This window comes from Micromonospora sp. USAFONa4 (assembly GCF_057197825.1).
In genome coordinates, this window is sequence record NZ_CM170072.1 from 4,306,441 (window position 1) to 4,332,918 (window position 26,478).

Here is a 26,478-nt window from a genome sequence, read left to right on the forward strand (position 1 = left end):
GTCGTGGTTTCGCCGCACCGCTGCCACACGGTCTCGACGATGGTGCTGTGCCCGCCTCGCGGCGGACGAGTTTACTGTCGAGGACAGCGGCTAGCGGACAGCCACCTCACGAGTCCGATTGCTATACAAGTCTGGACCACCTCCTTTCCCGTGTACCGCCACGCTATCCAGCCCGCGCGCCGCCGGCAACGGATTTCGATCACACGGCGCCGGGGAACGGCGGGCCGGCGCTCAGGTGTTCTCGGCGATGCCGATCGGGCCCTCGCGCGGGCCCTCCTCGCTGGCCGGCTGCACGGCCAGCGACGGGAAGTCGGCCAGGTCGCCCTCCGGCTCGGCGTCCCACTCGGGGAAGACCAGGTCGCTCTGGAGGTAGAGGCAGAGCAGTTGGGTGAGCTGACGCAGGCCCTCCAGGTGGGTGCGCTCGTGCCCGTGGGTGGCGTCCACGCCGAAGCCGAGCAGCGCCACCCGGGCGTGCGCGCCGGCCTCCACCGCCGCCGCCACGTCCGAGCGGTAGTACTCGAAGACGTCCCGGACCAGGTCCACCCCGTGCTCGGCGGCGATCGAGGCCAGGTTGCGGGTCAGGTGGTAGTCGAACGGGCCCACGCCGTCGCCCATGGCCAGCGTGGCGGCGTCCTCGCGGGACTGCTGGCCGGGCGCCACCACCGCCGCGTCCACGGAGACGATCTCCGCCACGTCGGGGTCGAGCCCGTGCGACGCCCCGTGCCCGATCTCCTCGGTCACGGTGACCAGCAGGTGCGCGGTGACCGCCGGGCGTACGCCGGCGTCGACCATCGCCTTGAGGGCGGTGAGGACCGCCGCCACGCCGGCCTTGTCGTCCAGGTGCCGGGACTTGACGTACCCGCTGGGGGTGATCGTCGGGTTCGGCAGGAACGCCACGAAGTCGCCCGCGTCGATGCCGAGCGCGCGCAGCCCGGCCACGTCCTCGACCGGCTCGTCGACCCGTACCTCGACGTGCTGCCAGCCGACGCCCTGGAGGTCCACGTCGTCGTTGTAGCGGTGGCCACTGGCCTTGAGCGGCAGCACCTGGCCGGTGATCACCCGCTCCAGGTCGTCGGTGAAGATCCGCACGTGGGCGCCCTCGGCGAACCGGGCGCTGTGCGTACCGATCGTCTTCAACTCCAGCCGGCCGTTCTCCTTCAGCCGCTTCACCATGCCGCCGATGGTGTCGGTGTGCACCACGATCGCCCGGTCGGCGCCCGTCGAGCGGGGGCCGGGCAGACAGGCGCTGAGCGCGCCGCGACGGGTCAGCGTGGAGGGGATGCCGAGCGCGGAGAGCCGCTCGCCGACGTACTGCTGCACGTGGTCCGTACGCCCCGACGGGCTCGGGATCTCCAGCAGCTCCACCAGCACCTGGCGCAGGTAGTCCAGGTCGATCTCCAGGGGCTTCGGGCTCACGCGGCACCTCCAGGGCCGGCCGGGGTCCAGAGCCGCTGCGGCGCCCGGGTGCCGGGGAAGAGCAGGTCCACGAAGCGCTCGGCGGTCGGCTGCGGCTCATGGTTGGCCAGGCCGGGCCGCTCGTTGGCCTCGATGAACACGTGCTCCGGGCGGTCCGGGGCACCGACCAGCAGGTCCAGCCCGGTGACCGGGATGTCCAGGGCCCGGCTGGCCGCCACGCACGCCTCGGCGATCGCGGGGTGCAGCTCGGCGGTGACGTCGTGGATGGTGCCGCCGGTGTGCAGGTTCGCGGTCCGGCGTACGGCCAGCACCTGCCCCTCGGGCAGCACGTCGTGCAGCTCGTGGTCGGCCTCGGCGAGCACGTCGCGGGTCATGTCGTCGAGCGGGATGCGGGACTCGCCACCGGTGGCGGCGGCCCGGCGGCGGCTCTGCCGCTCGATCAGCTCGGCGATGTCGTGCACCCCGTCGCCGGTGATCGAGGCGGGACGCCGGACCGCGGCGGCCACCACCTCGTGGTCGATGACGACGACGCGCAGGTCCTCGCCGGCGCGCATCTCCTCGATCAGCACGTCGGGACAGAACCGGGCGGCCAGCTCGACGGCGGCGGCCAGCGCCTCGGGGGTCCGTACGCCCACCGTGATGCCGTTGCCCTGCTCGCCGCGCGCCGGCTTCACCACCACCCGGCCGACCTCGGCGAGGAAGGCGGTGTCGCCGTCGTCGCCGGTGGCGGTCCGGCCGCGAGGCACGGAGAGCCCCGCCTCGGTGAGGATCCGGCGGGTGACCCGCTTGTCGTCGCAGCGGCTCATCGCCACCGCCGAGGTCAGCTCCGACAGCGACTCGCGGGTCAGCACGGTCCGCCCGCCGCTGCTCAGCCGCAGCTCGCCCCAGGCGGGGTCGGTGACCTCCACCCGGATGCCGCGCCGCATCGCCTCGTCGGCGACGATCCTGGCGTACGGGTTGAGCTGGTCGTACCCCTCGGGCGTCGCGGGCAGGAAGAGCCGCTCGTTGATCGGGTTCTTCCGCTTCACGCAGAGCGTCGCCGTCCGGTAGAAGCCGAGCCGCTCGTAGAGCCGGATCGCCCCGCCGTTCTCGGCGAGCACCGACAGGTCCACGTACGCCCGGCCCCGCTCGACCAGCCGGGCGGCCAGCGCGGTGATCAGCGCCTGGCCGGTGCCCGGCGGCGCGGTGTTGAAGTCGACGGTGAGGCACCACAGGCTGGCGCCGTTCTCCGGGTCGTCGAAGACCGCGACGTGGTCGACGCCGGTGATGGTGCCGACGATCTCGCCGGTGGCGTCCTCGGCGACCAGGTGCAGGAACCGGTCGGTGCGCGCGTTGGCGACGAGCACGTCGACCCCGGCGGTGACCATGCCGTTGCGGGCGTAGATCCGGTTGACCGCGTCCGCGTCGGCGGCGTCGGCGAGCGGGCGGATGGTCAGCCCGGGCACGTCGCCGTCGCCGGTCGGACGGTCACCGTCGAGCGGCAGCCGGTAGGTCAGCGACGGATCGATGAACAGCTCGTCGGGCAGCCGGGACACCAGCACGTGCGGGTCGCGCAGGTAGATGCAGATGTCCCGGGAGCCGGCGGCCTCGGAGCGCAGCACGGCGGCGACGGCGGCCTGGTCGACGAAGGTCTGCCCGAAGACGAGCCGCCCCCAGCCGCAGTCCAGCACCACGTCGGTGTGGCCCTCCCGGGTCGGCGGCTCCGCCGGCTCCGGCGCCATCGGATCGCCGCCGGGGCCCACCCGCTCCCGCCGCCGACTGTTGCGCGACCGGTCGGTCCGGGCCGCGCCGGTCGCCAGGGTGTCGGTCACGGTGAGTCGATTCCGTGGCTCTGGAGCCACATTTCCAGGAGTCCGAGTTGCCACAGCTTGTTTCCGTTCAACGGGGTCAGTTCGGCGTTCGGGTCGGCGAGCAGGGCGTCGACGTAGTCGGCGCGGAACAGGTCGCGGCGGCGGGCCTCGGGCGCGGAGAGCGCGTCGCGTACCCGGTCGAGGAGCTTGCCCTCCAGGTGGGTGAGGCCGGGCACGGGGAAGTAGCCCTTCGGCCGGTCGATGACCTCGTGCGGCAGCACCCGGCGGCCGATCTCCTTGAGCACGCCCTTGCCGCCCTGCGCCAGCTTCAGCTCCGGCGGGCAGCTCGCGGCGAGCTCGACGAACTCGTGGTCTAGGAACGGCACGCGGGCCTCCAGCCCGTGCGCCATCGTCATGTTGTCCACCCGCTTGACCGGGTCGTCGGTCAGCATGACCTGGGTGTCGATCCGCAGGCCGGCGTCGACGGCGGTCTCCGCCCCGGCCCGGCCGAGGTGCGCGGCCACGAACTCCCGCGCCGGGTCGCCGTCGGTCAGCCAGGCCGGGTTCAGCACCCGGGCCAGCCCGGCCGCGTTCCGGTCGAAGAAGGCCCCGGCGTACGTGTCGAGCGCCTGGTCCCGGCCGACCCGGGCGAGCGGCGGGTACCAGTGGTAGCCGCCGAGGATCTCGTCCGCGCCCTGGCCGGACTGGACGACCTTGACGTGCTGCGACACCACCTCGCTGAGCAGGTAGAACGCCACGCAGTCGTGGCTGACCATCGGCTCGGACATCGCGGCGACGGCCGCCTCCAGCGGCGGCACCAGGTCGGCGGCGGCCACCCGGATCTGGTGGTGGTCGGTGTCGAACGTCTTCGCGACGAGATCGGAGTAGCGGAACTCGTCGCCCTCCCGGCCGCCGACCTCGTCGAAGCCGATCGAGAAGGTGGACAGCCCGCGCTGGCCCTCGCCGGCGAGCAGGGCGACCACCAGGCTGGAGTCCAGCCCGCCGGAGAGCAGCACGCCGACCGGCACGTCGGCGACCATCCGCCGCCGTACGGCCGTGCTCAGCGACTCCAGCAGGGCGTCCTGCCAGTCCTTCTCGGACCAGCCGGCCCGCTCGGCGGAGCGGGTGAAGGCCGGGTCCCAGTAGACCCGCTCGGAGGTGCGGCCGTCCGCCTCGTAGACCCGTACGGTCGCCGGGGGCAGCTTGGTGACGCCGCGCAGGATGGTGCGCGGCGGCGGCACGATGCTGTGGAAGCTCAGGTAGTGCGCGAGCGCGACCGGGTCGATGCCGGTGTCGACGCCGCCCCCGGCCAGCAGCGCGGGCAGGGTGCTGGCGAAGCGCACCGCGCCGGGCGTCTCGGCCAGGTAGAGCGGCTTGATGCCGAGCCGGTCCCGGGCCAGCACCAGCCGGCCGGTGTCCCGCTCGCTGATCGCCACGGCGAACATGCCGATCAGGTGGTCGACGAAGTCGAGCCCCCACTCGGCGTACGCCTTGAGCACGACCTCGCTGTCGCCGGAGGAGAAGAACCGGTGGCCCTTGGCCTGGAGTTCCTCGCGCAGCTCGCGGTAGTTGTAGATGCACCCGTTGAAGACGCCGGTCAGTCCCGCACCGGGGTCGACCAGCGGTTGTCCGCTCGCGGCGGAGAGGTCGATGATCTTCAGGCGGCGGTGTCCGAGGGCCGTCGGGCCCTGGGCCCAGACGCCGCTGTCGTCGGGCCCCCGGTCGCTCATCGTGGCCGCCATGCGCTCCACCGCCGACACGTCGGCGCGTGAGCCGTCACGGCGGAACTCTCCCGCAAGTCCGCACATGCCAGGCAATGCTGCCAGAGGGCAGCGAGGATTGCCCGTTGAGATGATAACAGTTTCTTGAAGTTTTGCTACACTGCGCGATTCCGTCACGGCACGTGTCGGATCCGGTGGCGGACCGCGTCAGGAGTGGCGGATGGGGTGGTATCCGCCCGGCGGCTGATGTGATCGATTGCTCAGTTCAGGATGCGCGGAGGCCGGCGCGACCGATGCCGCGCCGGCCTGCCCACTCACTCGTCGCCGGGTTGCGGGACGCGGCCGAACCGTCGGACCTCCTGGGGCCAGCCGCACGCCTCCGCGAGCCTGCCGGCCCACATCCGGGCCGTTTCCACGTCGGCCACGTCCACCACGGTCAGCCCGCCCAGCCACTCCTTGGTCTCGGCGTAGGGCCCGTCGGTGAATACCAACGTGCCGCTCGTGGCGTCGGCGCTGAAGACAGGAGTGTCCCCTTCCTCCAGGCCCCCGGCGAACACGTACGCCCCGGCCGCCTTCATCTCGTCCACGACCGCCATGGCGAGCGGCCCACGCGCGCGGAACCACTCCTCGGTGTGGTCACCCACCCACTGCTGGTTGAAGTAGATGAGGTACTCGGCCATGTCTGCTCCCTCGTCTCGGGCGGACCTTCGTCTGCCTCCATCTCCGCGACGAACGGCGCCGGGCGGATACGACACCTCGGGCAGGAAATTTCCACGTCGATGTCGGCGGGGCAGCGGTACGGCCCGCTCCGTCCAGGAGGCTAGTGAAGGTCGGACGGCACCCGGGCGACGCCGACCGGGCAGCTCAGCCCGTTCGGGCCGTGGTTGCAGTACCCGTTCGGGTTCTTCGTGGGCGCCAGGTACTGCTGGTGCATGTCCTCGGCGAAGTAGTACCGGCCGAGCCGGTCGATCTCGGTGGTGATCTCGCCCTTGCCGGCCCGCGCCACGATCGGTGCGAACGCGTCCCGGGACGCCTGGGCGGTGGCGAGCTGCTCGTCCGTGGTCACGTAGATCGTCGACCGGTACTGGGTGCCCACGTCGTTGCCCTGGCGCATGCCCTGGGTCGGGTCGTGGTTCTCCCAGAAGACCTTCAGCAGGTCCTCGTAGCTGATCGTGGCGGGGTCGTAGACCACCTGGACCACCTCGGCGTGCCCCGTCATCCCCGAGCACACCTCCTCGTACGTCGGGTTCGGCGTGATGCCGCCCGCGTAGCCGGCGGACGTGGTGATCACACCCGGCAGCGTCCAGAACAGCCGCTCGGCGCCCCAGAAGCAGCCCATGCCGAACACGGCCACCTGTGCGCCCTCCGGGAAGGGACCCTTGAGCGGGGTGCCCAGCACCTCGTGCCGGTCCGCGATCGGCATGGCGATCAGGCGACCCGGCAGGGCCTGGTCGGAGGTGGGCAGTTCGGCCTTCATGCGGCGCAGGAACACGGTGGGACTCCTCTCGTATTTCTCCCAGCGTGCAACACCGCCGGACCCGCCTTCCTTACCCGCTCCACCCACACTCAGGCGACCGCCGCCCACGAGAAGGTCACAGTCGTCCCCGGGGCAGCGGTGGCGCGCCCGGGCCGGTCACCTGCGCGCCCACTCCGTCGCTCACGGTGACATTGCTCGCTGGCTGCGCCTGCCTCGCCTCACCCGCTTTGCTCTGCATCCCCATATGCAACAGTCACGCTGGGTGGTGACTGGTCCTGTCGTGGCGGCGCGGGTGTTTCGCCCGCTTCGCGTGGGCTGTCGCGTTCGCCCCGGTTCTCCGCCCGCCTCCGCCCACTGCGGGCGGCTGGGCGGCGTCAGAGGGCTGCGGTGATGCGGGCGGCGTAGGTCTCGGCCTCGGCGTCGTCGGCGTAGCGGGTGCGCGGCCAGAAGAAGCCGCGTAGGCCGTCGCCCTTCGTGCGCGGCACCACGTGGGTGTGCAGGTGCGGGACGGACTGGGACACCTTGTTGTTCATCGCCACGAACGTGCCGCCGGCCTCCGTGCCGGTCTCCACGGCGACCGCGAGCCGCCGCACCAGGCCGAAGTAGCCGGCCAGCGCCTCGGCGGGCAGGTCGGCCAGGGCGACCAGGTGCGTGCGCGGCACCACCAGCACGTGCCCCTTGAAGACCGGCCGGGTGTCCAGGAACGCCACCCCGTCGGGCTCGTCGGCGACCCGGAGGGCGGGCGTCTCGCCGGTCACGATCCCGCAGAACACGCACCCGCTCATCCGTCCAGGCTATGCCGGCCGCCCGGATGAAAGACGTCCCTGCGCCGGCCCGCCGCCGTGGGCGCGGACCCGACAGCACCGTTCCGTTCCAGCCCTCGGGACGGGGGATTAGCCTCACGGGATGAGTCACGGCTTCGACACGCTCGCCATCCACGCCGGCCAGGACCCCGAGGCCCGCACCGGCGCGGTGATCCCACCGATCTACCAGACCAGCACCTACGCCCAGGACGCCGTCGGCGCGCCCCGGCTGGGCTACGAGTACAGCCGCTCCGGCAACCCGACCCGCGACGCCCTCCAGGAGTGCCTCGCCGCGCTGGAGGGCGGCCTCGTCGGGCTCGCCTTCGCCAGCGGCCTGGCCGCCGAGGACACCCTGCTGCGTACCGTCTGCAAGCCGGGCGACCACGTGGTGATCCCCGACGACGCGTACGGCGGCACGTACCGGCTCTTCGCCCGGGTGGCCGAGCGCTGGGGGCTGGACTTCACCCCGGCGAAGGTCTCCGACCCCGACGCGATCCGGGCCGCCGTCGAGCCGGGCCGGACCCGGATCGTCTGGGTGGAGACGCCCACCAACCCGCTGCTCGGCATCGCCGACATCACCGCGCTGGCCGGCGTCGCGCACGACGCGGGCGCCCTGCTGGTCGTCGACAACACGTTCGCCTCGCCGTACCTCCAGCAGCCGATCGCGCACGGCGCGGACGTGGTGGTGCACTCGACCACCAAGTACATCGGCGGCCACTCCGACGTGGTCGGTGGCGCGCTCGTCGCGGCCGACGCCGGGCTCGGCGAGGAGCTGCGCTACCACCAGAACGCTATGGGCGCCATCAACGGGCCCTTCGACGCGTGGCTGACCCTGCGCGGCATCAAGACCCTGGGCGTACGCATGGACCGGCACTGCGACAACGCCGAGCGGATCGCGGCCTACCTGGACGGGCACGCCAAGGTCGGTCAGGTGATCTACCCGGGGCTGCCCGCGCACCCGGGCCACGAGGTGGCCGCGAAGCAGATGCGCCGCTTCGGCGGCATGATCTCGTTCCGGGCCGCCGGCGGCGAGGAGCACGCCGTCGAGATCTGCAACCGGACGAAGCTCTTCATCCTCGCCGAGTCGCTCGGCGGCGTGGAATCCCTGATCGAGCACCCGGGCCGGATGACACACGCAAGTGCTGCCGGCTCGCCGCTTGAAGTTCCCGGCGATCTCGTGCGACTGTCTGTCGGCATCGAGACGGTCGACGACCTGCTCGCCGATCTGGAGCAGGCGCTGGGCTGACCGCTGGCTGGGAGGGTGGCCGTGCAGGACATCATGCCGACCTGGGTGGGGGCGACCGCCAAGCAGATCGCCCGGGGCGTACGCCGGGGCGACGTCACGGCCACCCAGGTCGTCGCCGACCACCTGGACCACATCGCCCGGGTCGACGCCGACCTCGCCGCGTTCCGCACGGTACGCGGCGGGGAGGCGATCACCGAGGCGGAGAAGGTCGACGAGCAGGAGGACCTGGCCAACCTTCCGCTGGCCGGGGTGCCGGTGGCGGTCAAGGAGAACACCGCCGTCGCCGGGCTGCCCACCTGGAACGGGTCGGCGGCTGTGCGTACGCCGGTGGCCGAGGCCGACCACGAGGTCGTCCGGCGGCTGCGCGGTGCCGGCGCGGTGATCCTCGGGGTGACCCGGATGCCGGAGCTCGGCCTCTGGGGCCTCACCGACGACGAGACGGCCGTGACCCGCAACCCCTGGGACACCGCACGTACCCCCGGCGGCTCGTCCGGCGGCGCGGCCGCGGCCGTGGCCGCCGGCCTGGTGCCGATCGCCCACGGCAACGACGGCCTCGGCTCGATCCGCATCCCGGCGGCCTGCTGCGGCCTGGTCGGGCTCAAGCCGGGCCGGGGCGTGGTCCCGTGCCAGCTCGGCGCGGACGACTGGTTCGGGCTCACCGAGCACGGCATGCTGACCAGCACGGTCGCCGACGCGGCCGTCGGCTTCTCGGTGCTGGCCGGCCGCCGCCCGGACAAGCTGGTGCCGCCGCAGCGGCTGCGGGTGGGCGTCTCGCTCCGCTCGCCCGTGCGGGGCGTGCACGCCGACGCGCCCAACCGGGACGCGGTCGCCGCCGCCGGGCGGCTGCTCGCGGCGGCGGGCCACGACACCGTGCCGGCCGACCCGGTCTACCCGACGGCCCTGGGCCTGCAGGGCATCGCCACCTGGTTCGCCGCGGCGGCCGCCGACGTCCGCGCCGCCGGGTTGGACCGGCGAGGCCTCCAGCGGCGCAGCCGCCGGCACGTCGCCCTCGGCGAGTGGGCGCAGCGACGGGGGTACGTCCGGGAGGCCGACCGGGCCGCCTGGCGCGAGCGCTCGATCGGCTTCTTCGCCGACCACTCGGTCGACCTGCTGCTCACGCCCGCCCTGGCCACCGCGCCGCCGGAGGCCGGCGGCTGGTCCGGCCGGTCCTGGCGGGCCAACATGCTGACCAACGTCAGGTACGCCCCGTTCGCCGCGCCCTGGAACATCGCCGGCCTGCCCGCGCTGGTGGTGCCGGTCGGCCGCCGCCCGGACGGGCTGCCGGTCGCGGTGCAGCTGATCGGCCCGCCCGGCAGCGAGCTGCTGCTCCTCGGCGTCGCCGGCCAGTTCGAGATGCAGGCCCCCTGGTCCCGCCACGCCCCCGGCTACCCGCGGATCCCCGCCCCCGTCTGAGAGGTGGCGTGCCGCGCGTCGGCGCGGGAGGCGGGTGGCACGATCAGGGCATGACGGAACTGGTCGGTCTCGCCGACGTACGGGCCGCGCGGGAGCTTCTCGCCAACGTCGTCCGCACCACCCCGCTGGAGCCCTCCCGGCCGCTCAGCGCGGCTCTGGGCGGGCCGACGTGGCTCAAGTGCGAGAACCTGCAACGCGCCGGCTCGTACAAGGTGCGCGGCGCGTACGTGCGGATCTCCCGGCTGTCCGAGGCGGAGCGGGCCGACGGGGTGGTCGCGGCGAGCGCCGGCAACCACGCCCAGGGCGTCGCGCTCGCCGCCGGCCTGGTCGGTACGCACGCCACGGTCTTCATGCCGGTGAACGCGCCGCTGCCGAAGGTCGCCGCCACCAAGGGGTACGGCGCCCAGGTCGAGCTGGTCGGCAACACCGTCGACGAGTCCCTGGTCGCGGCGCAGACCTACGCCGAGCGGACGGGCGCGACGCTGATCCACCCGTTCGACCACCGGGACGTGATCGCCGGCCAGGGCACGGTGGCCCTGGAGATCCTCGAACAGTGCCCCGAGGTCAGGACGATCATCACGGGGGTGGGCGGCGGCGGGCTGGTCTCCGGCATGGCGGTGGCGGCCAAGGCGCTGCGGCCCGACGTGCGGATCATCGGGGTGCAGGCCGCCGGCGCCGCCGCCTTCCCGCCCTCCCTGGTGGCCGGCGAGCCGGTACGCCTCCCGGCGTTCGGCACCATCGCGGACGGCATCGCCGTCGGCCGGCCAGGGGAGCTCACCTTCACCCACGTCCGCAAGCTGGTGGACGAGATCGTCACGGTCTCCGAGGAGGACATCTCCCGGGCGCTGCTGATGCTGCTGGAGCGGGGCAAGCAGGTGGTCGAGCCGGCCGGCGCGGTGGGCGTGGCCGCGCTGCTGGCGGGCGTCGTCGAGGTGCAGGCGCCGGTGGTGGCGGTGCTCTCCGGCGGCAACATCGACCCGCTGCTGATGCTGCGGGTGATCGAGCACGGCCTCGCCGCCGCCGGGCGCTACCTGCGGGTGACGGTGCGCTGCTCGGACCGCCCCGGCCAGCTCGCGTCGCTGCTCGGCGAGATCGCCGAGCACCGGGCGAACGTGGTGGACGTGGAGCACCAGCGGGCCAATCCGCACCTGCGCCTGGGCGAGGTGGAGGTGGCCCTGTCGGTGGAGACCCGGGGGGCCGAGCACTCCGACACGCTGATCAGCGCGTTGCGGGCCAGCGGCTACCAGGTGGTCTTCGCCGGCGAGGCGTGACACCGGGACCGGTGCCACGCCTCGCCGGGTCGCTCGTTGTCGCCGCCCGGCCGGATCGGCGCCCGGGCGGCCGTGTCGCCAGCCCGGGCCGCTCCGGCCCGGCGGCGGGGGCTCAGCCGGAGAACGGCTCGAAGCTGACCACGGTCACCTTGATGTCGGCCCCGCTGGGGGCCGTGTAGGTGCAGGTCTGGCCGGCCCGGCCGCCCAGGATCGCCTGGCCCAGCGCCGACTCCGGGCTGTAGACCGTCAGCTCGGTGGTCGACGCGATCTCCCGGGAGCCGAGCAGGAAGGTCTCGGTGTCGTCCTTGTCGTCGTCGAAGTAGATCGTCACGACCATGCCGGGCGACACCGCGTCGGCGGCCTGCGCCCCGCCCACCTTGGCGGTGCGGAGCAGCTCCTTGAGGTAGAGGATGCGCCCCTCGGCCTTGCCCTGCTCCTCGCGGGCGGCGTGGTAGCCACCGTTCTCCCGCAGGTCGCCCTCCTCGCGGCGGGCGTTGATCTCGGCGGCGATGACCGGCCGGTTGGCGATCAACTCGTCGAGCTCGCCCTGGAGCCGGTCGAACGCGTCCTGGGACAGCCAGGTGGCGGGCGCCTCGTTGCCAGTGGACACAGGCGTTCTCCTCGTTCGTGCGTGCTGGCTGACAGGTGAACTTCCAAGTTACCAGTGCGGTACGACACAGGGCGTGCTCGAACACCGGCGGTACCCCCGGTGCCCGGGCCGCCGAGGCTGTCCGGGCCGCGAGCCCGAGCCCGCGCCGTGGCCGCTCAGCCCGCGGGCCGGCAGCGCAGCACCTCGCCGACGAAGGGGCGGGCGGTGGTGGCCAGCCGGTGCTGCGCGGTCGCCTGCCGCTGGTCGGGGCGGGCGGTCACCGTGACCTCTTCCCGGCCCACCTCGGCGCCGTCGCGGTCCCGGGCGCGCAGCAGGCAGACCGCCGAGCCCCCCTTCGGCAGGGTGACCCGGAAGTCGACAAGCACCTGGCTGTCGGTGATCTCCGTGTAGGTGATCACCTCGGCGTCGTAGTTCGGGTCGCCGTACTGCCGGTAGAGCCGCACCGCGACCAGGGTCATGACCGCGACCAGGGCGACCACCAGCAGCGCCACCAGCAGCGGCCGGCGACGCCCGGGCTCCCGGCGGCGGCCGTACCGGCCGGGCGGGAAGGCCGGCGCGCCGGGCGGAAGTGTGGCGTGCGTCTCGGTCACCGGCGGGTATCTCCTGGCGTCGTTGTCGGGGGCATCGGCAAGAATGGCAGAGTTCCATCTTCCCAGCCCGTCACGTCGTCAAATATGACAGGTCGGCACCGGCAGGTCCCGGCGCGGGGGGAAGATTCCGGCAGGTCAGCCGGGCGGTCCCGCGGGGGGTCCGCCGGGGCCAGAGACGAGGAGCGCCGACGTTGGCAGAGCAACTGCGACTGATGGCCGTCCACGCACACCCCGACGACGAGTCGAGCAAGGGCGCCGCGACCATGGCGAAGTACGTCGCCGAGGGCGTGGACGTCCTGGTGGTCACGTGCACCGGCGGCGAGCGCGGCAGCGTGCTGAACCCGAAGATGGACCGGCCGGACGTCTGGGCCAACATCGCCGACGTCCGCCGGGCGGAGATGGACGCCGCGCGGGCGATCCTCGGCGTCGAGCAGGCGTGGCTCGGCTTCGTCGACTCCGGCCTGCCCGAGGGCGACCCGCTGCCGCCGCTGCCCGAGGGCTGCTTCGCCCTCCAGGACGTCGAGGTGGCGGCCGGCCCGCTGGTGCGGCTGATGCGCCAGTTCCGTCCGCACGTCGTCACGACGTACGACGAGGAGGGCGGCTACCCGCACCCCGACCACATCATGACCCACAAGGTCAGCGTGGCCGCGTTCGAGGCCGCCGGCGACCCGGAGCGCTATCCGGAGCTGGGCGAGCCGTGGCAGCCGCTGAAGCTCTACTACGACATCGGCTTCTCCAAGGGCAAGATCATGGCGCTGCACGAGACGCTGCTCGCCGCCGGCCTGACGTCGCCCTACGAGGAGTGGATCAAGCGCTGGGAGGACCGCCCCGACAAGGGCCCCCGGATCACGACCCGGGTCGAGTGCGCCGACTACTTCCCGGTCCGCGACGACGCGCTGCGCGCCCACGCCACCCAGATCGACCCGGACGGCTTCTGGTTCCAGGTGCCGATGGAGATGCAGCGGCGGGCGTGGCCGACGGAGGACTTCGAGCTGGTGCGCTCGCTGGTCGACAGCCCGCTGCCCGAGTCGGACCTCTTCGCCGGGGTGCGCGAGACGGCCCATGCCCGCTGATCCGGGCCGGGGCTACCCTGGTCACCAACCGCACACCGGAGGAACGCCATGCTGACCGCCGCAGAGGTGCTCGCCCAGAACAACTTCGGGGACACCCGCACGGGTGGCCTGGCCGGCCCGATGGGCCTCTTCCTCATCCTCGTTCTGGCCACCGCCACCGTCCTGCTGATCCGCAACATGAACTCCCGGCTGCGTCGGCTGCCCGACCGGTTCCCCCAGCAGGGCCCGCCGGCGACCACCGACCAGGCGGACGCGGCAGTCGTCGATCCGACAGATGGTGCGCTGACGCAGGATTCATCCTCCGCCGCTCCCACCGGGCGTCAGCAGCGTCGCAACGGCTAGTCCGCCCATGATTCACGTCGAACCCGGTCGTCGCCCCCTGTTGCGGCCACCGGGTTTGCCTTAGCCTCTCGCCGGGGGGACCAAGAGTTCCCGAGCCGTGCGCGGGAGGGGGCGCCGATGACCACCACACCAGCGGCCGCCCGTCGTACCGGCGAGCGGCCCGCGGGCGGAGCGGCCCGGTGACCTCCGGCAGGGCCGGCGAGTCGACCGACCGGGTCGGAGCCCGCGGCACCCCCGCGCGGCTGCTCCTGCTCACCGCCGCAGTCGCGCTGACCGCGCTGGTCGCCGCCGGGCTGGGGTGGACCGCCCCGACCCACCTTCCCGCCGACGACCCGCTCGGCGGGCCGGCCCGCTTCGGCCTCGCCGTCGCCGTGTTCGCCGTCGCCCAGCTGGCCCGGCTGCGCTTCCGCACCGCCGCCGGGATGGTGAGCATCACCTGGGGCGAGGCCGCGCTGATCATCTGCCTCTACCTGACGCCCACCGGCTGGCTCCCCTCCGCCGCGCTCCTCGGCGCCGCGCTCGCCTGGTCGGCCATGTCGCTGCTCGGCGACCGGCGGCCTGTGCTGGAGGTCGTCCGGATCACGGCGTCGCTGACCGCCGCCACCGCCCTGGCCGTCTCCGTCACCACCGTGCTCGGCGAGCCGCTGCTGGCCACGCCGACCCCGGCGCTCGCCCTGGCCGTGCTCGCGGGCTCGGTCACCTACCTCCTCGCCACCGCCTGGCTCGGCGGCGCCACCCTGGCGCTGCGGCACGGCATCCCCGTGGGGCCGCCGCTGCTCGCCGCGCTACGGGGCAAGCTGCTGATGTTCGTCGGCAACGTGGCCGTCGGCCTGGTCGTGGTGGCGCTGCTGGAACTCGACGCGCGCTGGCTGCTGCTGCTCCCGCCGCCGCTCTGGCTGCTCCAGCAGACCTACCGGCACCGGCTCCGCGCCGACCAGGAACGGCGCACCTGGCGGGCCTTCGCCGAGGCCACCGCCGCGCTCAACCAGCTCGACGAGCGGGGCGTCGCCACGGCCGCCGTGACCGGCGCGCTGACCCTGTTCAACGCCGAACTCGTCGACGTCGACGTCGCCCGGGGCGACGGCCGGTGGCGGCGCTACCGGGGCGACCCGGGCGGCCAACTGGTCGACCGGGAGGTCGCACCGCCCGGCCGGACCGGGCCGGAGGACCACGAGCTGGTGCGTACCCTCTCCGTGGGTGCCGCCCAGGTGGGCGAGCTGCGGGTCCGGTTCCCGCGCTGCGCGCCCCCCAACGCCCGGGAACGCGACGCCGTGGCCGCGTTCGGCGACGCGCTCGCTGCCGCGCTGCACGACGCCGCGACCCACCGCGAGCTGCGCCTGGTCACCGCCCGCTCGTCGTACGAGGCGGTGCACGACCAGCTCACCGGGCTGGTGAACCGGTCGGCCCTGCTCAGCAAGGGCGACCAGGCGCTGCGCCAGCTCGCCCACGACCATCCGGTGGCGCTGCTGCTGCTCGACATCGACCAGTTCAAGGAGGTCAACGACACCCTCGGGCACGCGGCCGGCGACCAGCTGCTGCGGTTGACCGCCAACCGGCTGGGCGCCCTCGCCCGCCCCGGGGACCTGCTCGCCCGCCTCGGCGGCGACGAGTTCGCGCTGCTGCTGACGTCGGTCCCGGTGATCGGCGACCGGGCCGCCCCGATGGCGTACGCGCTGCGGCAGGCCCGCGAGATCGCTGAGCGGCTCGCCGCGCCGACCGAGGTGGCCGGGGTGCGGATGTCCGTCGAGGTCTCCGTCGGGGTGGTGGTCGCCGACGCCGGCACCGCCGACCTGACCGAGCTGCTGCGCCGGGCCGACATCGCCATGTACCAGGCCAAGGAGGGCGGCGGCAGCGTCGCCGCGTACGACTCCGCCCGGGACGCCGCCAGCACCGACCAGCTGGCCCTGCTGGCCGAGCTGCGCGAGGCGCTGAAGACCGACGACCAGCTCGTGCTGGCGTTGCAGCCGGCGGTCGACCTGACCACCGGCGCCCCGACGGGGGTGGAGGCGCTGATCCGCTGGCGGCACCCGCGCCGGGGCTGGCTCGGGCCGCACGACTTCATCCGCCCGGTGGAAAACAGCGAGCAGCTCGGCACCTTCACCCGCTACGTGCTGGACAAGGCGCTCGCCGTCGCCGCCGGCTGGGCCCGCGACGGGCTCGACGTGCCGATCTCGGTCAACCTGTCGGCGCGCAGCCTGCTCGACCCCCGCCTGCCCACCGAGATCGCCGACGCCCTGCGCCGGCACCAGGTGCCGCCGGACCACTTGGTCCTGGAGATCACCGAGACGGTGGTGATGAGCGAGCTGGAGGTCATCGACGAGGTGCTCGCCACCCTGCGGTCGATGGGCGTGCAGCTCGCCGTCGACGACTTCGGCACGGGCTTCTCCTCGCTGACGTTCCTCACCCGGATCGCGGTGGACGAGCTGAAGGTGGACCGCTCCTTCGTGATCCGGATGGCCGACTCCCCGGAGGCGGCGGCGATCGTACGGACCACCGTCGGCCTCGCCCACGAGCTGGGGCTGCGGGTGGTCGCCGAGGGCGTGGAGACCGCCGAGCAGCGCCTCGCGCTGGCCGAGCTGGGCTGCACGGCCGCCCAGGGCTACCACTTCTTCAAGCCGATGCCCGCCGACAAGATCGGCGCGGTCCTCGGCACCCTGCTCGACGAGGCCCGCCCCAACGTCTTCCCGCTGCGCGCCGACGGCGCCTCCTGACCCCAGCCCGCCGCACGGCCGGGCAGGGCCGGTCCACGTCGGAGCGCGGGCGGGCGCGTCGCCGGGTGGTTATGGTCGTCGGGTGAACCGACTCGCTGACGCCACGAGCCCGTACCTGCTCCAGCACGCCGACAACCCGGTCGACTGGTGGCCGTGGTGCGACGAGGCGTTCGCCGAGGCGAAGCGCCGGGACGTGCCGGTGCTCATCTCGGTCGGCTACGCCGCCTGCCACTGGTGCCACGTGATGGCCCACGAGTCGTTCGAGAACGAGCAGGTCGGCGCCCTCATGAACGACGACTTCGTCTGCGTCAAGGTGGACCGCGAGGAACGCCCCGACGTCGACGCCGTCTACATGACCGCCACCCAGGCGATGACCGGGCAGGGCGGGTGGCCGATGACCGTCTTCGCCACGCCCGACGGCACCCCGTTCTTCTGCGGCACCTACTTCCCCCGGGCGAACTTCGTCCGGCTGCTCCAGTCGGTCGCCGCGGCCTGGCGGGACCAGCGCGACGCCGTCGTCCAGCAGGGCGCCGCCGTGGTCGAGGCGATCGGCGGCGCGCAGGCCGTGGGTGGGCCCACCGCGCCGCTGGACGCCGCGCTGCTCGACGCCGCGGCCGACCAGCTCGCCAAGGAGTACGACGAGGTGAACGGCGGTTTCGGCGGCGCGCCGAAGTTCCCACCGCACATGAACCTGCTCTTCCTGCTGCGGCACCACCAGCGCACCGGCTCGCCGCGCAGCCTGGAGATCGCCCGGCACACCTGCGAGGCGATGGCCCGGGGCGGCATCTACGACCAGCTCGCCGGCGGCTTCGCCCGCTACTCGGTCGACGGGCACTGGACGGTGCCGCACTTCGAGAAGATGCTCTACGACAACGCGCTGCTGCTGCGGGCGTACACCCAGCTCTGGCGGCTGACCGGCGATCCCCTCGCCGCCCGGGTCGCCGCCGAGACCGCCGCGTTCATGATCGACGACCTGGGCACCCCCGAGGGCGGCCTGGCCTCCGCCCTGGACGCCGACATCGAGGGCGTCGAGGGGCTCACCTACTCCTGGACGCCGGCCCAGCTCGTGGAGGTGCTGGGGGAGGAGGACGGCCGCTTCGCCGCCGACCTGTTCGCGGTCACCGACGAGGGCACGTTCGAGCACGGCACGAGCGTGCTGCGGCTGGCCCGGGACGTCGACGACGTCGCGCCCGAGGTGGCCGCGCGGTGGGAGCGGATCCGGGCCCGGCTGCGAGAGGTCCGCGACGCCCGGCCCCAACCGGCCCGCGACGACAAGGTGGTCGCCGCCTGGAACGGGCTCGCGGTCACCGCGCTGGTCGAGCACGCCGCGCTCACCGGGGATCCCGTCACCGCCGCCGCGGCGGTCCGGATCGGCGAGGTGCTGGCCGACCGCCACCTCGTGGCCGGGCGGCTGCGCCGCGTCTCGCGCGGCGGGGTCGTCGGCGAGCCGGCCGGCGTGCTGGAGGACCACGGCTGCGTGGCCGAGGCGTTCTGCGCCCTGCACCAGCTCACCGGGGAGGGCCGCTGGCTGACCCTGGCCGGTGGACTGCTCGACGTCGCGCTGGAGCGGTTCGCCGCGCCGGGCGGCGCCTTCTACGACACCGCCGACGACGCCGAACGGCTGGTCAGCCGACCCGCGGACCCCACCGACAACGCCACCCCGTCCGGGCGCTCGGCGATCGTCGCGGCGCTGGTCGCGTACGCGGCGTTGACCGGGGAGACCCGCTACCGGGAGGCCGCCGAGGCCGCCCTGTCGACCGTGGCGCCGATCGTCGGCCGGCACGCCCGGTTCACCGGCTACGCGGCCACCGTCGGCGAGGCGCTGCTCTCGGGGCCGTACGAGATCGCGGTCGTCACCGACGAGCCGACCGGGGACCCGCTGGTCGCGGCGGCACACCGGCACGCCCCGCCCGGCGCGGTGATCGTGGCGGGCCGCCCGGGCCAGGCCGGAATGCCGCTGCTCGCCGACCGGCCGCTTGTCGACGGGCGGTCCACCGCGTACGTCTGCCGGGGTTTCGTCTGTGAACGGCCGGTGACGACGGTGGACGACCTGGTCGCCCAGCTCGGCCGGCGCTGACGCTCTCACCCGGCCCTGAGGCTTCCGGCCGTCGCTCAGGCTGCCGCCCGGGTGCGGGGGTGCCTCCGGGCCGTGCCGGTGCTCACGGCCAGAGTTGCTCACGTTCCCAGCCTGCGCCGGTGCGGCGGTAGCGCAGCCGGACGTGCCGGCGCTGCGCGTCCGCCTGCCAGAACTCGACGCTGTGCGGCGCGACCGCGTAGACGGTGTGCGTCCTGGCGACCAGGTCGGGGTCGGTGGCCAGCCGCTCCCGGATCCGGGCCAGCTCGCGGTCCAACTCGGCGCGGTCGGTGAGCACGTCGCTCTGCCGGCCGGCCAGTCCGGCCATCCGTGACCCCTCGGGCCGTGCCAGGAAGTCGGCCCGGGAGACGTCGGGGTCCGCCGGAGCGGCGATTCCCCGCACCCGGACCTGGCGGCCCTGCTCTCGCCAGTGGAAGCTGAGCGCGGTCCGGGGGTTCTCGGCGAGCTGGCGGCCCTTGGCGCTGGCCGAACTGGTGGCGAAGTGCCAGCCGGCCTCGTCGAGGTCCTTCAGGATCAGCACCCGGGCGTCCGGCATGCCGTCGGCGTCGACGGTGGAAACGGTCATCGCGTGCGGTTCGTCGACGCCCGTGTCGATCGCACCGGCCATCCACTCGACGAAGAGGGCCAGCGGCTCGGCCGGGGCGGCGGCAGGATCGAACGACGGCATCTCGTGCGCGAGCACCGGCAGGCCACGGAGCAGACTGCGAATCGTCATGCCATGATCCTTTCAGCAGCGGCGGTGGGTGTTCGATGCGCCATCCGGCGGCGCAGGTGGCGGGGCGTCCCGATAGGCTGGCGCCGCTATGGATTCCCGTACCGGTCTGCCCGTTGTCGGCATGGTGGGCGGCGGCCAGTTGGCCCGGATGACCCACCAGTCCGCGATCGCCCTCGGCCAGTCGCTGCGCGTGCTCGCGCTGGCCCCCGACGACGGCGCCGCGCTGGTCGCCGCCGACGTCCAGTACGGCGACCACACCGACCTCGCCGCGCTGCGCACCTTCGCCAAGGCCTGCGACGTGGTCACCTTCGACCACGAGCACGTCCCCACCGAGCACATCCGCACGCTGGCCGCCGAGGGCGTGAAGCTCTTCCCGCCGGCCGACGCGCTGCTGCACGCCCAGGACAAGCGGGTCATGCGGGAGCGGCTCGGCGAGCTGGGCGCGCCGAACCCGGCGTGGCGAGGAGTCGCCGAGCCCGCCGACCTGGTGGCGTTCGGCGACGAGATCGGCTGGCCGGTGGTGCTCAAGGCGGCCCGCGGCGGGTACGACGGCCGGGGCGTGTGGCTGGTCGACGACGCGGCGCAGGCCGGGGAGCTGGCCACGACCCTGCTGGCCGGTGGCACCCGGCTGATCGTCGAGGAGCGGGTGCCGCTGCGCCGGGAGCTGGCCGTGCAGGTGGCGCGCTCGCCGTTCGGGCAGGTCGCCGCGTACCCGGTGGTCGAGACGGTGCAGCGCGACGGCATCTGCGTCGAGGTGCTCGCCCCCGCACCGGGCCTGCCGGAGGAGCTGGCGGTCGCCGCCCAGCAGCTCGCCATCGACCTGGCCACCGCGCTCGGTGTGGTCGGCCTGCTCGCCGTGGAGCTGTTCGAGGTCGCCGACCGGGCCGCGCCGGGCGGCAGCCGGATCGTCGTGAACGAGCTGGCGATGCGGCCGCACAACTCGGGGCACTGGACCATCGAGGGCGCACGCACGTCGCAGTTCGAGCAGCACCTGCGGGCGGTGCTCGACTACCCGATGGGCGACACCTCGCTGGCCGCTCCCGTGGTGGTGATGGCGAACGTGCTCGGTGGCGAGCCGGGCGGCATGTCGATCGACGAGCGGCTGCACCACCTCTTCGCGGCCGAGCCGGGCGCCAAGGTGCACCTCTACGGCAAGCAGGTGCGACCCGGCCGCAAGATCGGGCACGTCACGGTGCTCGGGGACGACCTGGACGACGTACGGACGCGGGCCGCGCGAGCCGCCCGCTGGTTGCGGGAGGGGCGAGCGTGAGCTTGCGGGCCCCGCAGTCGCGAGTGAGAGGCAGGCACGCGTGAGCACCGTTGGACTGATCATGGGCAGTGACTCGGACTGGCCGACGATGAGGGCCGCCGCCGAGGTGCTGGACGGGTTCGAGGTGCCGTACGAGGTCGAGGTCGTCTCGGCGCACCGTACGCCGATCAAGATGATCGACTACGGGCGTGCCGCAGCCGACCGAGGCCTGAAGGTCATCATCGCCGGGGCGGGTGGCGCCGCCGCCCTGCCCGGGATGGTCGCCTCGGTCACCCCGCTGCCCGTGATCGGCGTCCCGGTGCCGTTGAAGCACCTCGACGGGATGGACTCGCTGCTCTCCATCGTGCAGATGCCGGCCGGGGTGCCGGTGGCCACCGTGTCGATCGGCAACGCCCGCAACGCCGGGCTGCTCGCCGTGCGCATCCTGGCCGCCGCCGACCGCGCCCTGCTCGACCGCATGTCGGCCTACCAGGCCGACCTGGAGCAGTTGGTCGCCGAGAAGGACGCGGCCCTGCGCGCCTCCCTCACCTGACGTTCCCCGCCGGACCGACCCTGGGACTCGTCGCTGTCGGTGACGGGTGGCGGGATTGCGCAGGGTTACGGTGGCGGCTCGGGGCGCCCACCCCTCCTTCGCCCCTTTGCTCTGCATGCCTCCGCGCACCAGAGTCCTGAGCTGGGGCTTTCGCAAGCCGCGGTGGCTGACGCCTCAAGCATTTGTCACGCCCGGTGACTGTTGCATCGATGGGTGCAGAGCAAAGGGGAGACGGGGCATGCGCCCGGCCGAGCCGAGGAGTCACGCTACGTGTTCTCCGGGCCGGTGATCCAACGGCCGGCCTGTCGACGAGGCCAACCAGCAGTGGCAACTGATCGCCGGGGGACGGGCCCCGCCGACCTCATCGCATGCCGCGCAGGGCCGTCTGGAGGCGTTCCTGGGCCCGGCGCCGGCGCTCGTTGCTCGCGCCGAGCGCCAGCAGCAGGATGCCGACGGGGATCAGGGCCAGCCACGGGCCCAGGCTGAACAGGGCGTGCACCGCCGCGATCGCCGTCACGGCGGCGCCCACGATCACCGGCGCCTGCTGCTGGCTCATCGACCCGAAGACGAGGACGGCCACGGCGCCGAGCAGCAGCAGCACCTGGCGCAGCGTGCCGGAGTCGGTGGCCAGCACGATCGCCAGGGTCGGCACGAACGCGGCGACCAGCGCGGGCCCGTACGCGACCCAACTGCTCAGGTCGGGCCGGTGCCGCAACTCCAGCACGCCGACGAGCAGGGCGAGCGCCGCGAAGGGCAGCGTGTAGGCCTCCGGCAGCGCCACGTCGGCCACCCGCATCAGGATCCACCAGGCGGCGATCTCGCAGACCACCACCGCCCAGAACAGGATGCGCCGCTCCACCGGCCGGCGGCCCGGTCGGGTCGCCGCCACGCCCAGCACCGCACCCCAGGCGGCCAGCAGCGCCGCGATGTGCCGGGGCGAGTCGAACGCCAACGCCAGGGCGATCAGGGCGGCGGCGTACCCGCTCCACTCGACGGTGGCCGCCTCCCGCTGGGCCTCGGGGCGACGCAGCCGGGGCAGGGTCGCGGCGAACACCTGGAGGGCCGCGCCGACCGCCAGTACGCCGAACGCGGACCAGACGGCCGCGAGGCCGGCCACCAGGCCGGCGGTGAGCACGAAGAGCTGCGCCGTCAGCGAGGCGAACAGCCAGCCGAGGATGCGCGCCCGCTGGGTGGTGCCGAAGATGGCGGCCACCGCGCCGACGCCGACCGCGCCGCCCAGGGTGAACAGGGTCAGCTCCCGCGTCGCCAGGCCGCCGACCAGGCCCGCGCTCCCCGCGGCCAGGCCGATGGCGAAGACGAGCACCCGGGCCAGCCGCAGCGAGCGGGCCCGCTCGGCCAGCGGCGGGGGCGGGGTGAGCGCCAGGCCCAGCATCGAGATGGTGAACACCGACAGCGCCGCCAGGGTGCTCGCCGGCCAGCCGTTGCCGAGCGAGACCGGGGTGATCAGCAGGGTGACGGCGGCGCCGGGCAGCACCACCGGCACGGCCCGGGAGCGTCGCCCGCCGCTGAAGCCGGTGGCGGCCAGCGCGGCTGTCGCGGTGAGCAGCAGCGCGGTCAGCACGTGGGTCGCGTCGACCGCGTCGGGTGGCGGGGTGAGCAGCTCCGGCGGCGGCCCCTGCCACACCCGGCCCAGACTGCGGTGCGGGTCGACCAGGGCGACGACCAGGGACGGCGCGATCGACACCAGCGCCAGGGCGGTGGGCAGCGCGGCGGCGGCGAGCGCACCGGCGGCGGGGCTGACCCGCCAGCGGCGCCGCGTGCCGTCGTCCGGCAGTCGCCGCAGCGCGCCGTCCAGCAGCACCGACCAGCGCCGGACCGGCTGGGCCGCGCCGACCGGCGGTTCCGTCGCGCCCCGCACCAGCTCGGCGAGCACCCCGAGCAGGGCCGCCGCGGCGGCGTAGACGCCGACGGGCATGCCGGCGGGGACGGCGGCCAGGGCGCTCACCGTGGCGCCGCCGACCACCGCCGCGCTCGCCCAGGGCAGGTATTGCGGGATCCGTCGCCGGACGGCGGCCACCGCCGCCAGACCCAGGCTCGACGCGGCCAACGCGGCGGTGAGCACCACCTCCGGCGCGCGCCCGAACTCGGCCGCCAGCGCCGCGACGGCGCCCGGGAACGCGAGCAGCGCGGCACCGGCCGCGGCGCCCCCGATCTGGGCGAGGTGCGGCGGCATCCCCTCGGTCTCGATGTCCTCCACCAGTGGCACGGCCAGCGACCGGGCCAGCGCCGCCACCACGATGCCGATCAGCGCGATGCTGCCCAGCGCCAGCGCGGTGGTCCACGGCCGGACCAGTCCCGCCCCGGCGGCGTGCAGGGCGACGACACCGGCCACGACCGCCCGGGACAGGCCGGCGCGGGGGTCGACCGCGGCCACGGCGGCGGCCCCGAAGACGGTGGCGACCATGCCGCCGACCAGGACGGGCGACCACCACGGCAGGTCGAACGCGGCCGGCGCGCCGATCGTGGCGAGCACGGCCGCCGCGCCCGACACGTCGTACTTCCACGGTGGCGGCAGCAGGACGGCGGCGGCGACGCCGAGCAGGGCCAGCGCGACCGGGGCCTGCCACGTCGACCCACCGGTCGGCCCGGCCGGCCAACCGGTCAGGTCACCGGCCCAGATCGGGCCCGGCGTGGCGAGCACCCCCAGACCGCCCCGCAGGGCGCTCCAGCCGGCCAGCAGCCCGATCAGCACGCCGCCGACGGCGAGGCCGACGATCGGCCCCCGTCGCCACTCCTCCGGCATGGCCCGGGCGGCCACGGCCACCACCAGCACCAGCGCGGCGGCGACGGCGAGCTGCCCGCCGGGAGCGAGCACGGCCGCGATCCGGGCCAGGGTGGCGATCAGGGCGGCGGTCACCGCCGCGGCGGCCAGGTCGGAGCCGTCCAGGGTGAGGTCGGAGCGCCGGCCGGCGTCGATGGGACCGGCGAACACCACCATCGCGGCGGCGACGAGCAGCAGGCCGCCGACCCAGGCGTCGGCGGCGGTGGCGCCCGGGGCCCCGAACGCGGCGGCGGTGACGGTGACCGCGCCGAGGGCGGTACCCACCGCCAGCGGCGTCGGGATGCGACGCTGGGAGACCTGCACGATGGCGGCGTGTCCGAGGGTGACGCAGACCGCCAGGAAGCTGGCCGCGAGCACCGGGACGGTGACCTCGCGCAGGCTCGCCGGGGTGGGCGTCGGATCGACCGGCACGGTCGCGGCGACGAAGGCGGCCACCGCGCCCGGCAGCGCGAACGCCGCGCCCCCGGCGGCCCAGGCGGAGACGGTGTCGGCCGCCGCCGGGGCGAGCCGCATCCGGGGCGCCACGGCGACCAGGACCCCGGCGGCGAACAGGGTGAGCAGGACCGCGGTGGTCAGCGCCGGCCGGGCCAGTCCCGCGCCCGCGCCGAACAGGCCGACGCCGGCGGCGGTCGCCGCGTGCGCCAGCGCCGCGCGTTCGGTGCGGGCGGAGAGCCCGACCACCCCGATTCCGACCGCCGTCAGCACCATCGGCCAGGGCGCCACCGCCCAGCCGAGACCGAACGACGCCGGTACGGCGAGCGCGGTCAGCGCCGCGCCGACCACGGCGAACTCCCGGCGGATCTCGGGCGGCAGGGCCAGCACCGCGGCGACGGTCAGCAGGAAGGCGCTCGCGGCGAGCTGCCAGGCCGCCGGTCCCACGGCCGCCGACAGCTCGGCCGGGTAGCGGTCCAGGTCGGCCGCCCAGGCCGGCAGCGCGGCCCGGACGGGGGCGACCCCGGCGCGCAGGGCACCTCCGGCGACCACCACCCCGCTGACCGTCAGCGCCACCGCCGAGGCGAGCTGCGGCCCGCGGCGGGCCGCCTCCGGCACCGCCCGCACGGCCAGCCCGGTCAGCGTGATGACCGCCGCGATCAGCAGCAGCGCCCGCCCGGGGAACGCCACGGAGGCGATCCGGCTCAGCGCGCCGATCACGGCGAGGGTGAAGATCCCGGCGCCGAGGTCGGGCAGCGGCGGCCGGCGCAGCACCAGCGTCCCGGCCAGCCCCACCGCGGCGGCCAGCAGCAGCACCACGCCGGCCCCGGTGGCGGCCGGCACGGTGCTCGCGCGGAGCAGGGCGGAGACGGCGTACGCGAGGGCGAGGGCGACCGCCACCCCGTGCAGCACCCAGGTCAGCTCGCGCAGCCACGGCACCGGGCGGGCGGCCGGCACCCGCTCCTGCGCCGGCAGCCCGCCGTCGACGACCTCGCCGGCCTCCTCGGGCACCCCCTCCGGCCGGCTGTCGGCGCGGCGCTGCCGGGGCGCGGCCGGAGACCCGGCGGGTGTTGCCGAGGGCCCGGGCAGGTCCCGGCGGACCGGCCGCTCCACGGTGACCGCGGACCGGGCCAGCCAGAGGTCGAGCAGGGCCACCGCGGTCAGCACGAGCGCCCAGCCGGCCGGGCCGGTGATCCGGTCGGACGCCAGCAGCGGCAGCACCGGCTGCGCGGCCAGCACCGTGGCGAACCGGGGCGCGCGCAGCCCCGTCCAGCCCGCGTAGCCGAAGGAGACGCCGGCGGTGACGGCGAAGATGACGCCGGCGAAGATCGCGCCCGACGCGCCGCCGTTGCCGATCCGGTCCACCGCCCACAGCGCGTAGCCGGCGAGCGGCACCAGGAGCAGGCCGACCGCGGAGATGGTCTCGGCGGTCGAGGTCAGCCCGCGCCGGGCCAGCACCGGCGGGGCGAGCAGCATCAGCACCGTCGCGAGCAGCAGGATGCCCAGCCGGGCCAGCGCGTCCATCGAGCTGGTGGCCACCGCGGCGAAGACCACGGCGGCGACCCCCAGCAGCAGCGCGCCGAGCCCGAGGGGGATGTTCTGCACCTCGCGGGAGGACGCCTCCGGGGGGTGCTCCGGGTCGTCGGCGTCGAGCCAGGTGGCGGTCGACGGCGGGGGCGGCGGCGGGTCCTCGTTGCCGGCCGGGGTGCCCTGCCGGGGGACCCGGGGCGGGGCGCCGGTGGCGGCCGTGGGCGGCCGGCGGCCCGGCCTGCGGCGCAACACCCGACGGGGGCGGGTGGCCTGCTTGAGACGTTCCTCACCGGCGTGGGCGAGGATGTCCCGCTGGAAGAGCGCGGCCTGCATCTTGGCGGCGATCTGCCGCTGCTCGCTGGCGATGGCGGCCTCGCGGGCCTTCATCTCCGCGATGGACCGTTCGATCTCCGCCAGGTGCTCGACCCACTGTGGCTGGTGCGCGCCGCAGTGCGGGCAGCTGGCGGCCGGCTTGATCTCCCGCCCGCACGAGGAGCACTGAAAACTCGCCACGACACCCTCCACCCGCACTGTGGACTCCCACCTTGGCAGCATGCCCAATGTGGGCGCGGAATTCGACAGTTGTCGGCGGGTCCGGGGCAAAGATCGTCCATGCGGACAGCGAACGGCCGGTCGCG

The 26,478-nt window shown here is 74.5% G+C and carries 18 protein-coding genes and 2 pseudogenes; 10 read left to right on the top strand and 10 right to left on the bottom strand.

Going from position 1 to position 26,478, the window contains the following annotated elements:
• Positions 1 to 231 precede the first annotated feature (231 nt).
• The 6 genes from AC0OO9_RS19180 to AC0OO9_RS19205 all read right to left on the bottom strand — a co-directional run bounded on the left by AC0OO9_RS19180 (position 232) and on the right by AC0OO9_RS19205 (position 7,189).
• Entirely contained in the window at positions 232 to 1,416 is a 1,185-nt protein-coding gene (locus AC0OO9_RS19180) for an osmoprotectant NAGGN system M42 family peptidase (protein WP_484511390.1), read from the bottom strand.
• Positions 1,413 to 3,227, bottom strand: coding sequence for an N-acetylglutaminylglutamine synthetase (gene ngg, locus AC0OO9_RS19185; RefSeq protein ID WP_484511391.1), 1,815 nt, complete (start codon positions 3,225 to 3,227; stop codon positions 1,413 to 1,415). Before ngg ends, AC0OO9_RS19180 begins: the two co-directional genes overlap by 4 nt.
• Entirely contained in the window at positions 3,224 to 5,014 is a 1,791-nt protein-coding gene (locus tag AC0OO9_RS19190; RefSeq protein ID WP_484511392.1) for an N-acetylglutaminylglutamine amidotransferase, read from the bottom strand. The genes ngg and AC0OO9_RS19190 overlap by 4 nt, the downstream gene beginning before the upstream one ends.
• A 227-nt stretch (positions 5,015 to 5,241) precedes the next feature.
• The gene (locus AC0OO9_RS19195) at positions 5,242 to 5,607 is read right to left on the bottom strand and encodes a YciI family protein (protein ID WP_132233480.1); all 366 of its coding nucleotides are present in this window, start codon (positions 5,605 to 5,607) and stop codon (positions 5,242 to 5,244) included.
• 140 nt (positions 5,608 to 5,747) lie between these two features.
• Positions 5,748 to 6,419, bottom strand: coding sequence for a peptide-methionine (S)-S-oxide reductase MsrA (gene msrA, locus AC0OO9_RS19200; protein ID WP_484511393.1), 672 nt, complete (start codon positions 6,417 to 6,419; stop codon positions 5,748 to 5,750).
• 359 nt (positions 6,420 to 6,778) lie between these two features.
• Positions 6,779 to 7,189: an HIT family protein gene (locus AC0OO9_RS19205; RefSeq protein WP_484511394.1), complete on the bottom strand. Its 411-nt coding sequence runs from the start codon at positions 7,187 to 7,189 to the stop codon at positions 6,779 to 6,781.
• Between the two features lie 121 nt (positions 7,190 to 7,310).
• Between AC0OO9_RS19205 and AC0OO9_RS19210 the strand changes: the two genes are divergently transcribed.
• Genes AC0OO9_RS19210 through ilvA form a run of 3 tightly spaced genes read left to right on the top strand, consistent with a single transcriptional unit; the run spans position 7,311 to position 11,137 of the window.
• Complete coding sequence (locus tag AC0OO9_RS19210) at positions 7,311 to 8,453, top strand: cystathionine gamma-synthase (protein WP_484511395.1); 1,143 nt, start codon at positions 7,311 to 7,313, stop codon at positions 8,451 to 8,453.
• Between the two features lie 15 nt (positions 8,454 to 8,468).
• Positions 8,469 to 9,866, top strand: a complete 1,398-nt coding sequence (locus AC0OO9_RS19215) for an amidase (RefSeq protein WP_484511396.1) — start codon at positions 8,469 to 8,471, stop codon at positions 9,864 to 9,866.
• A 50-nt stretch (positions 9,867 to 9,916) separates the two neighbouring features.
• Positions 9,917 to 11,137 carry a threonine ammonia-lyase gene (gene ilvA / locus AC0OO9_RS19220; protein ID WP_484511397.1) on the top strand — a complete coding sequence of 407 codons (1,221 nt, stop codon included), beginning with the start codon at positions 9,917 to 9,919 and terminating at the stop codon, positions 11,135 to 11,137.
• Positions 11,138 to 11,249: 112 nt separating this feature from the next.
• On the opposite strand, the gene greA is transcribed toward ilvA, so the two are convergent.
• Entirely contained in the window at positions 11,250 to 11,747 is a 498-nt protein-coding gene (greA, locus tag AC0OO9_RS19225; protein WP_132233490.1) for a transcription elongation factor GreA, read from the bottom strand.
• Between the two features lie 155 nt (positions 11,748 to 11,902).
• The gene (locus tag AC0OO9_RS19230) at positions 11,903 to 12,337 is read right to left on the bottom strand and encodes a DUF4307 domain-containing protein (protein WP_484511398.1); all 435 of its coding nucleotides are present in this window, start codon (positions 12,335 to 12,337) and stop codon (positions 11,903 to 11,905) included.
• Between the two features lie 191 nt (positions 12,338 to 12,528).
• Between AC0OO9_RS19230 and mca the strand changes: the two genes are divergently transcribed.
• The 5 genes and pseudogenes from mca to AC0OO9_RS19255 form a co-directional block, all read left to right on the top strand.
• Complete coding sequence (gene mca, locus AC0OO9_RS19235; RefSeq protein ID WP_121396513.1) at positions 12,529 to 13,410, top strand: mycothiol conjugate amidase Mca; 882 nt, start codon at positions 12,529 to 12,531, stop codon at positions 13,408 to 13,410.
• Positions 13,411 to 13,458: 48 nt separating this feature from the next.
• Entirely contained in the window at positions 13,459 to 13,752 is a 294-nt protein-coding gene (locus tag AC0OO9_RS19240; protein ID WP_421457313.1) for a hypothetical protein, read from the top strand.
• Positions 13,753 to 13,994: 242 nt separating this feature from the next.
• The gene (locus AC0OO9_RS19245; RefSeq protein WP_484517987.1) at positions 13,995 to 16,463 is read left to right on the top strand and encodes a putative bifunctional diguanylate cyclase/phosphodiesterase; all 2,469 of its coding nucleotides are present in this window, start codon (positions 13,995 to 13,997) and stop codon (positions 16,461 to 16,463) included.
• 82 nt (positions 16,464 to 16,545) lie between these two features.
• Positions 16,546 to 17,776 (top strand): annotated as a pseudogene (locus AC0OO9_RS19250) (thioredoxin domain-containing protein); the annotation flags it as partial.
• A 59-nt stretch (positions 17,777 to 17,835) separates the two neighbouring features.
• Positions 17,836 to 18,540, top strand: a pseudogene (locus tag AC0OO9_RS19255) (hypothetical protein); the annotation flags it as partial.
• An 82-nt stretch (positions 18,541 to 18,622) separates the two neighbouring features.
• On the opposite strand, the gene AC0OO9_RS19260 reads toward AC0OO9_RS19255, so the two are convergent.
• A complete protein-coding gene (locus tag AC0OO9_RS19260) occupies positions 18,623 to 19,273 on the bottom strand; it encodes a pyridoxine/pyridoxamine 5'-phosphate oxidase (RefSeq protein WP_484511399.1) in 651 nt (216 codons plus the stop codon).
• A gap of 88 nt (positions 19,274 to 19,361) precedes the next feature.
• On the opposite strand from AC0OO9_RS19260, the gene AC0OO9_RS19265 reads away from it, so the two are divergent.
• Entirely contained in the window at positions 19,362 to 20,543 is a 1,182-nt protein-coding gene (locus AC0OO9_RS19265) for a 5-(carboxyamino)imidazole ribonucleotide synthase (RefSeq protein WP_484511400.1), read from the top strand.
• A 40-nt stretch (positions 20,544 to 20,583) separates the two neighbouring features.
• Positions 20,584 to 21,075, top strand: a complete 492-nt coding sequence (purE, locus tag AC0OO9_RS19270) for a 5-(carboxyamino)imidazole ribonucleotide mutase (RefSeq protein ID WP_484511401.1) — start codon at positions 20,584 to 20,586, stop codon at positions 21,073 to 21,075.
• A 361-nt stretch (positions 21,076 to 21,436) separates the two neighbouring features.
• Here purE and AC0OO9_RS19275 read toward each other — a convergent pair whose 3' ends face one another.
• The gene (locus tag AC0OO9_RS19275) at positions 21,437 to 26,353 is read right to left on the bottom strand and encodes an SCO7613 C-terminal domain-containing membrane protein (protein ID WP_484511402.1); all 4,917 of its coding nucleotides are present in this window, start codon (positions 26,351 to 26,353) and stop codon (positions 21,437 to 21,439) included.
• Positions 26,354 to 26,478: the final 125 nt, after the last annotated feature.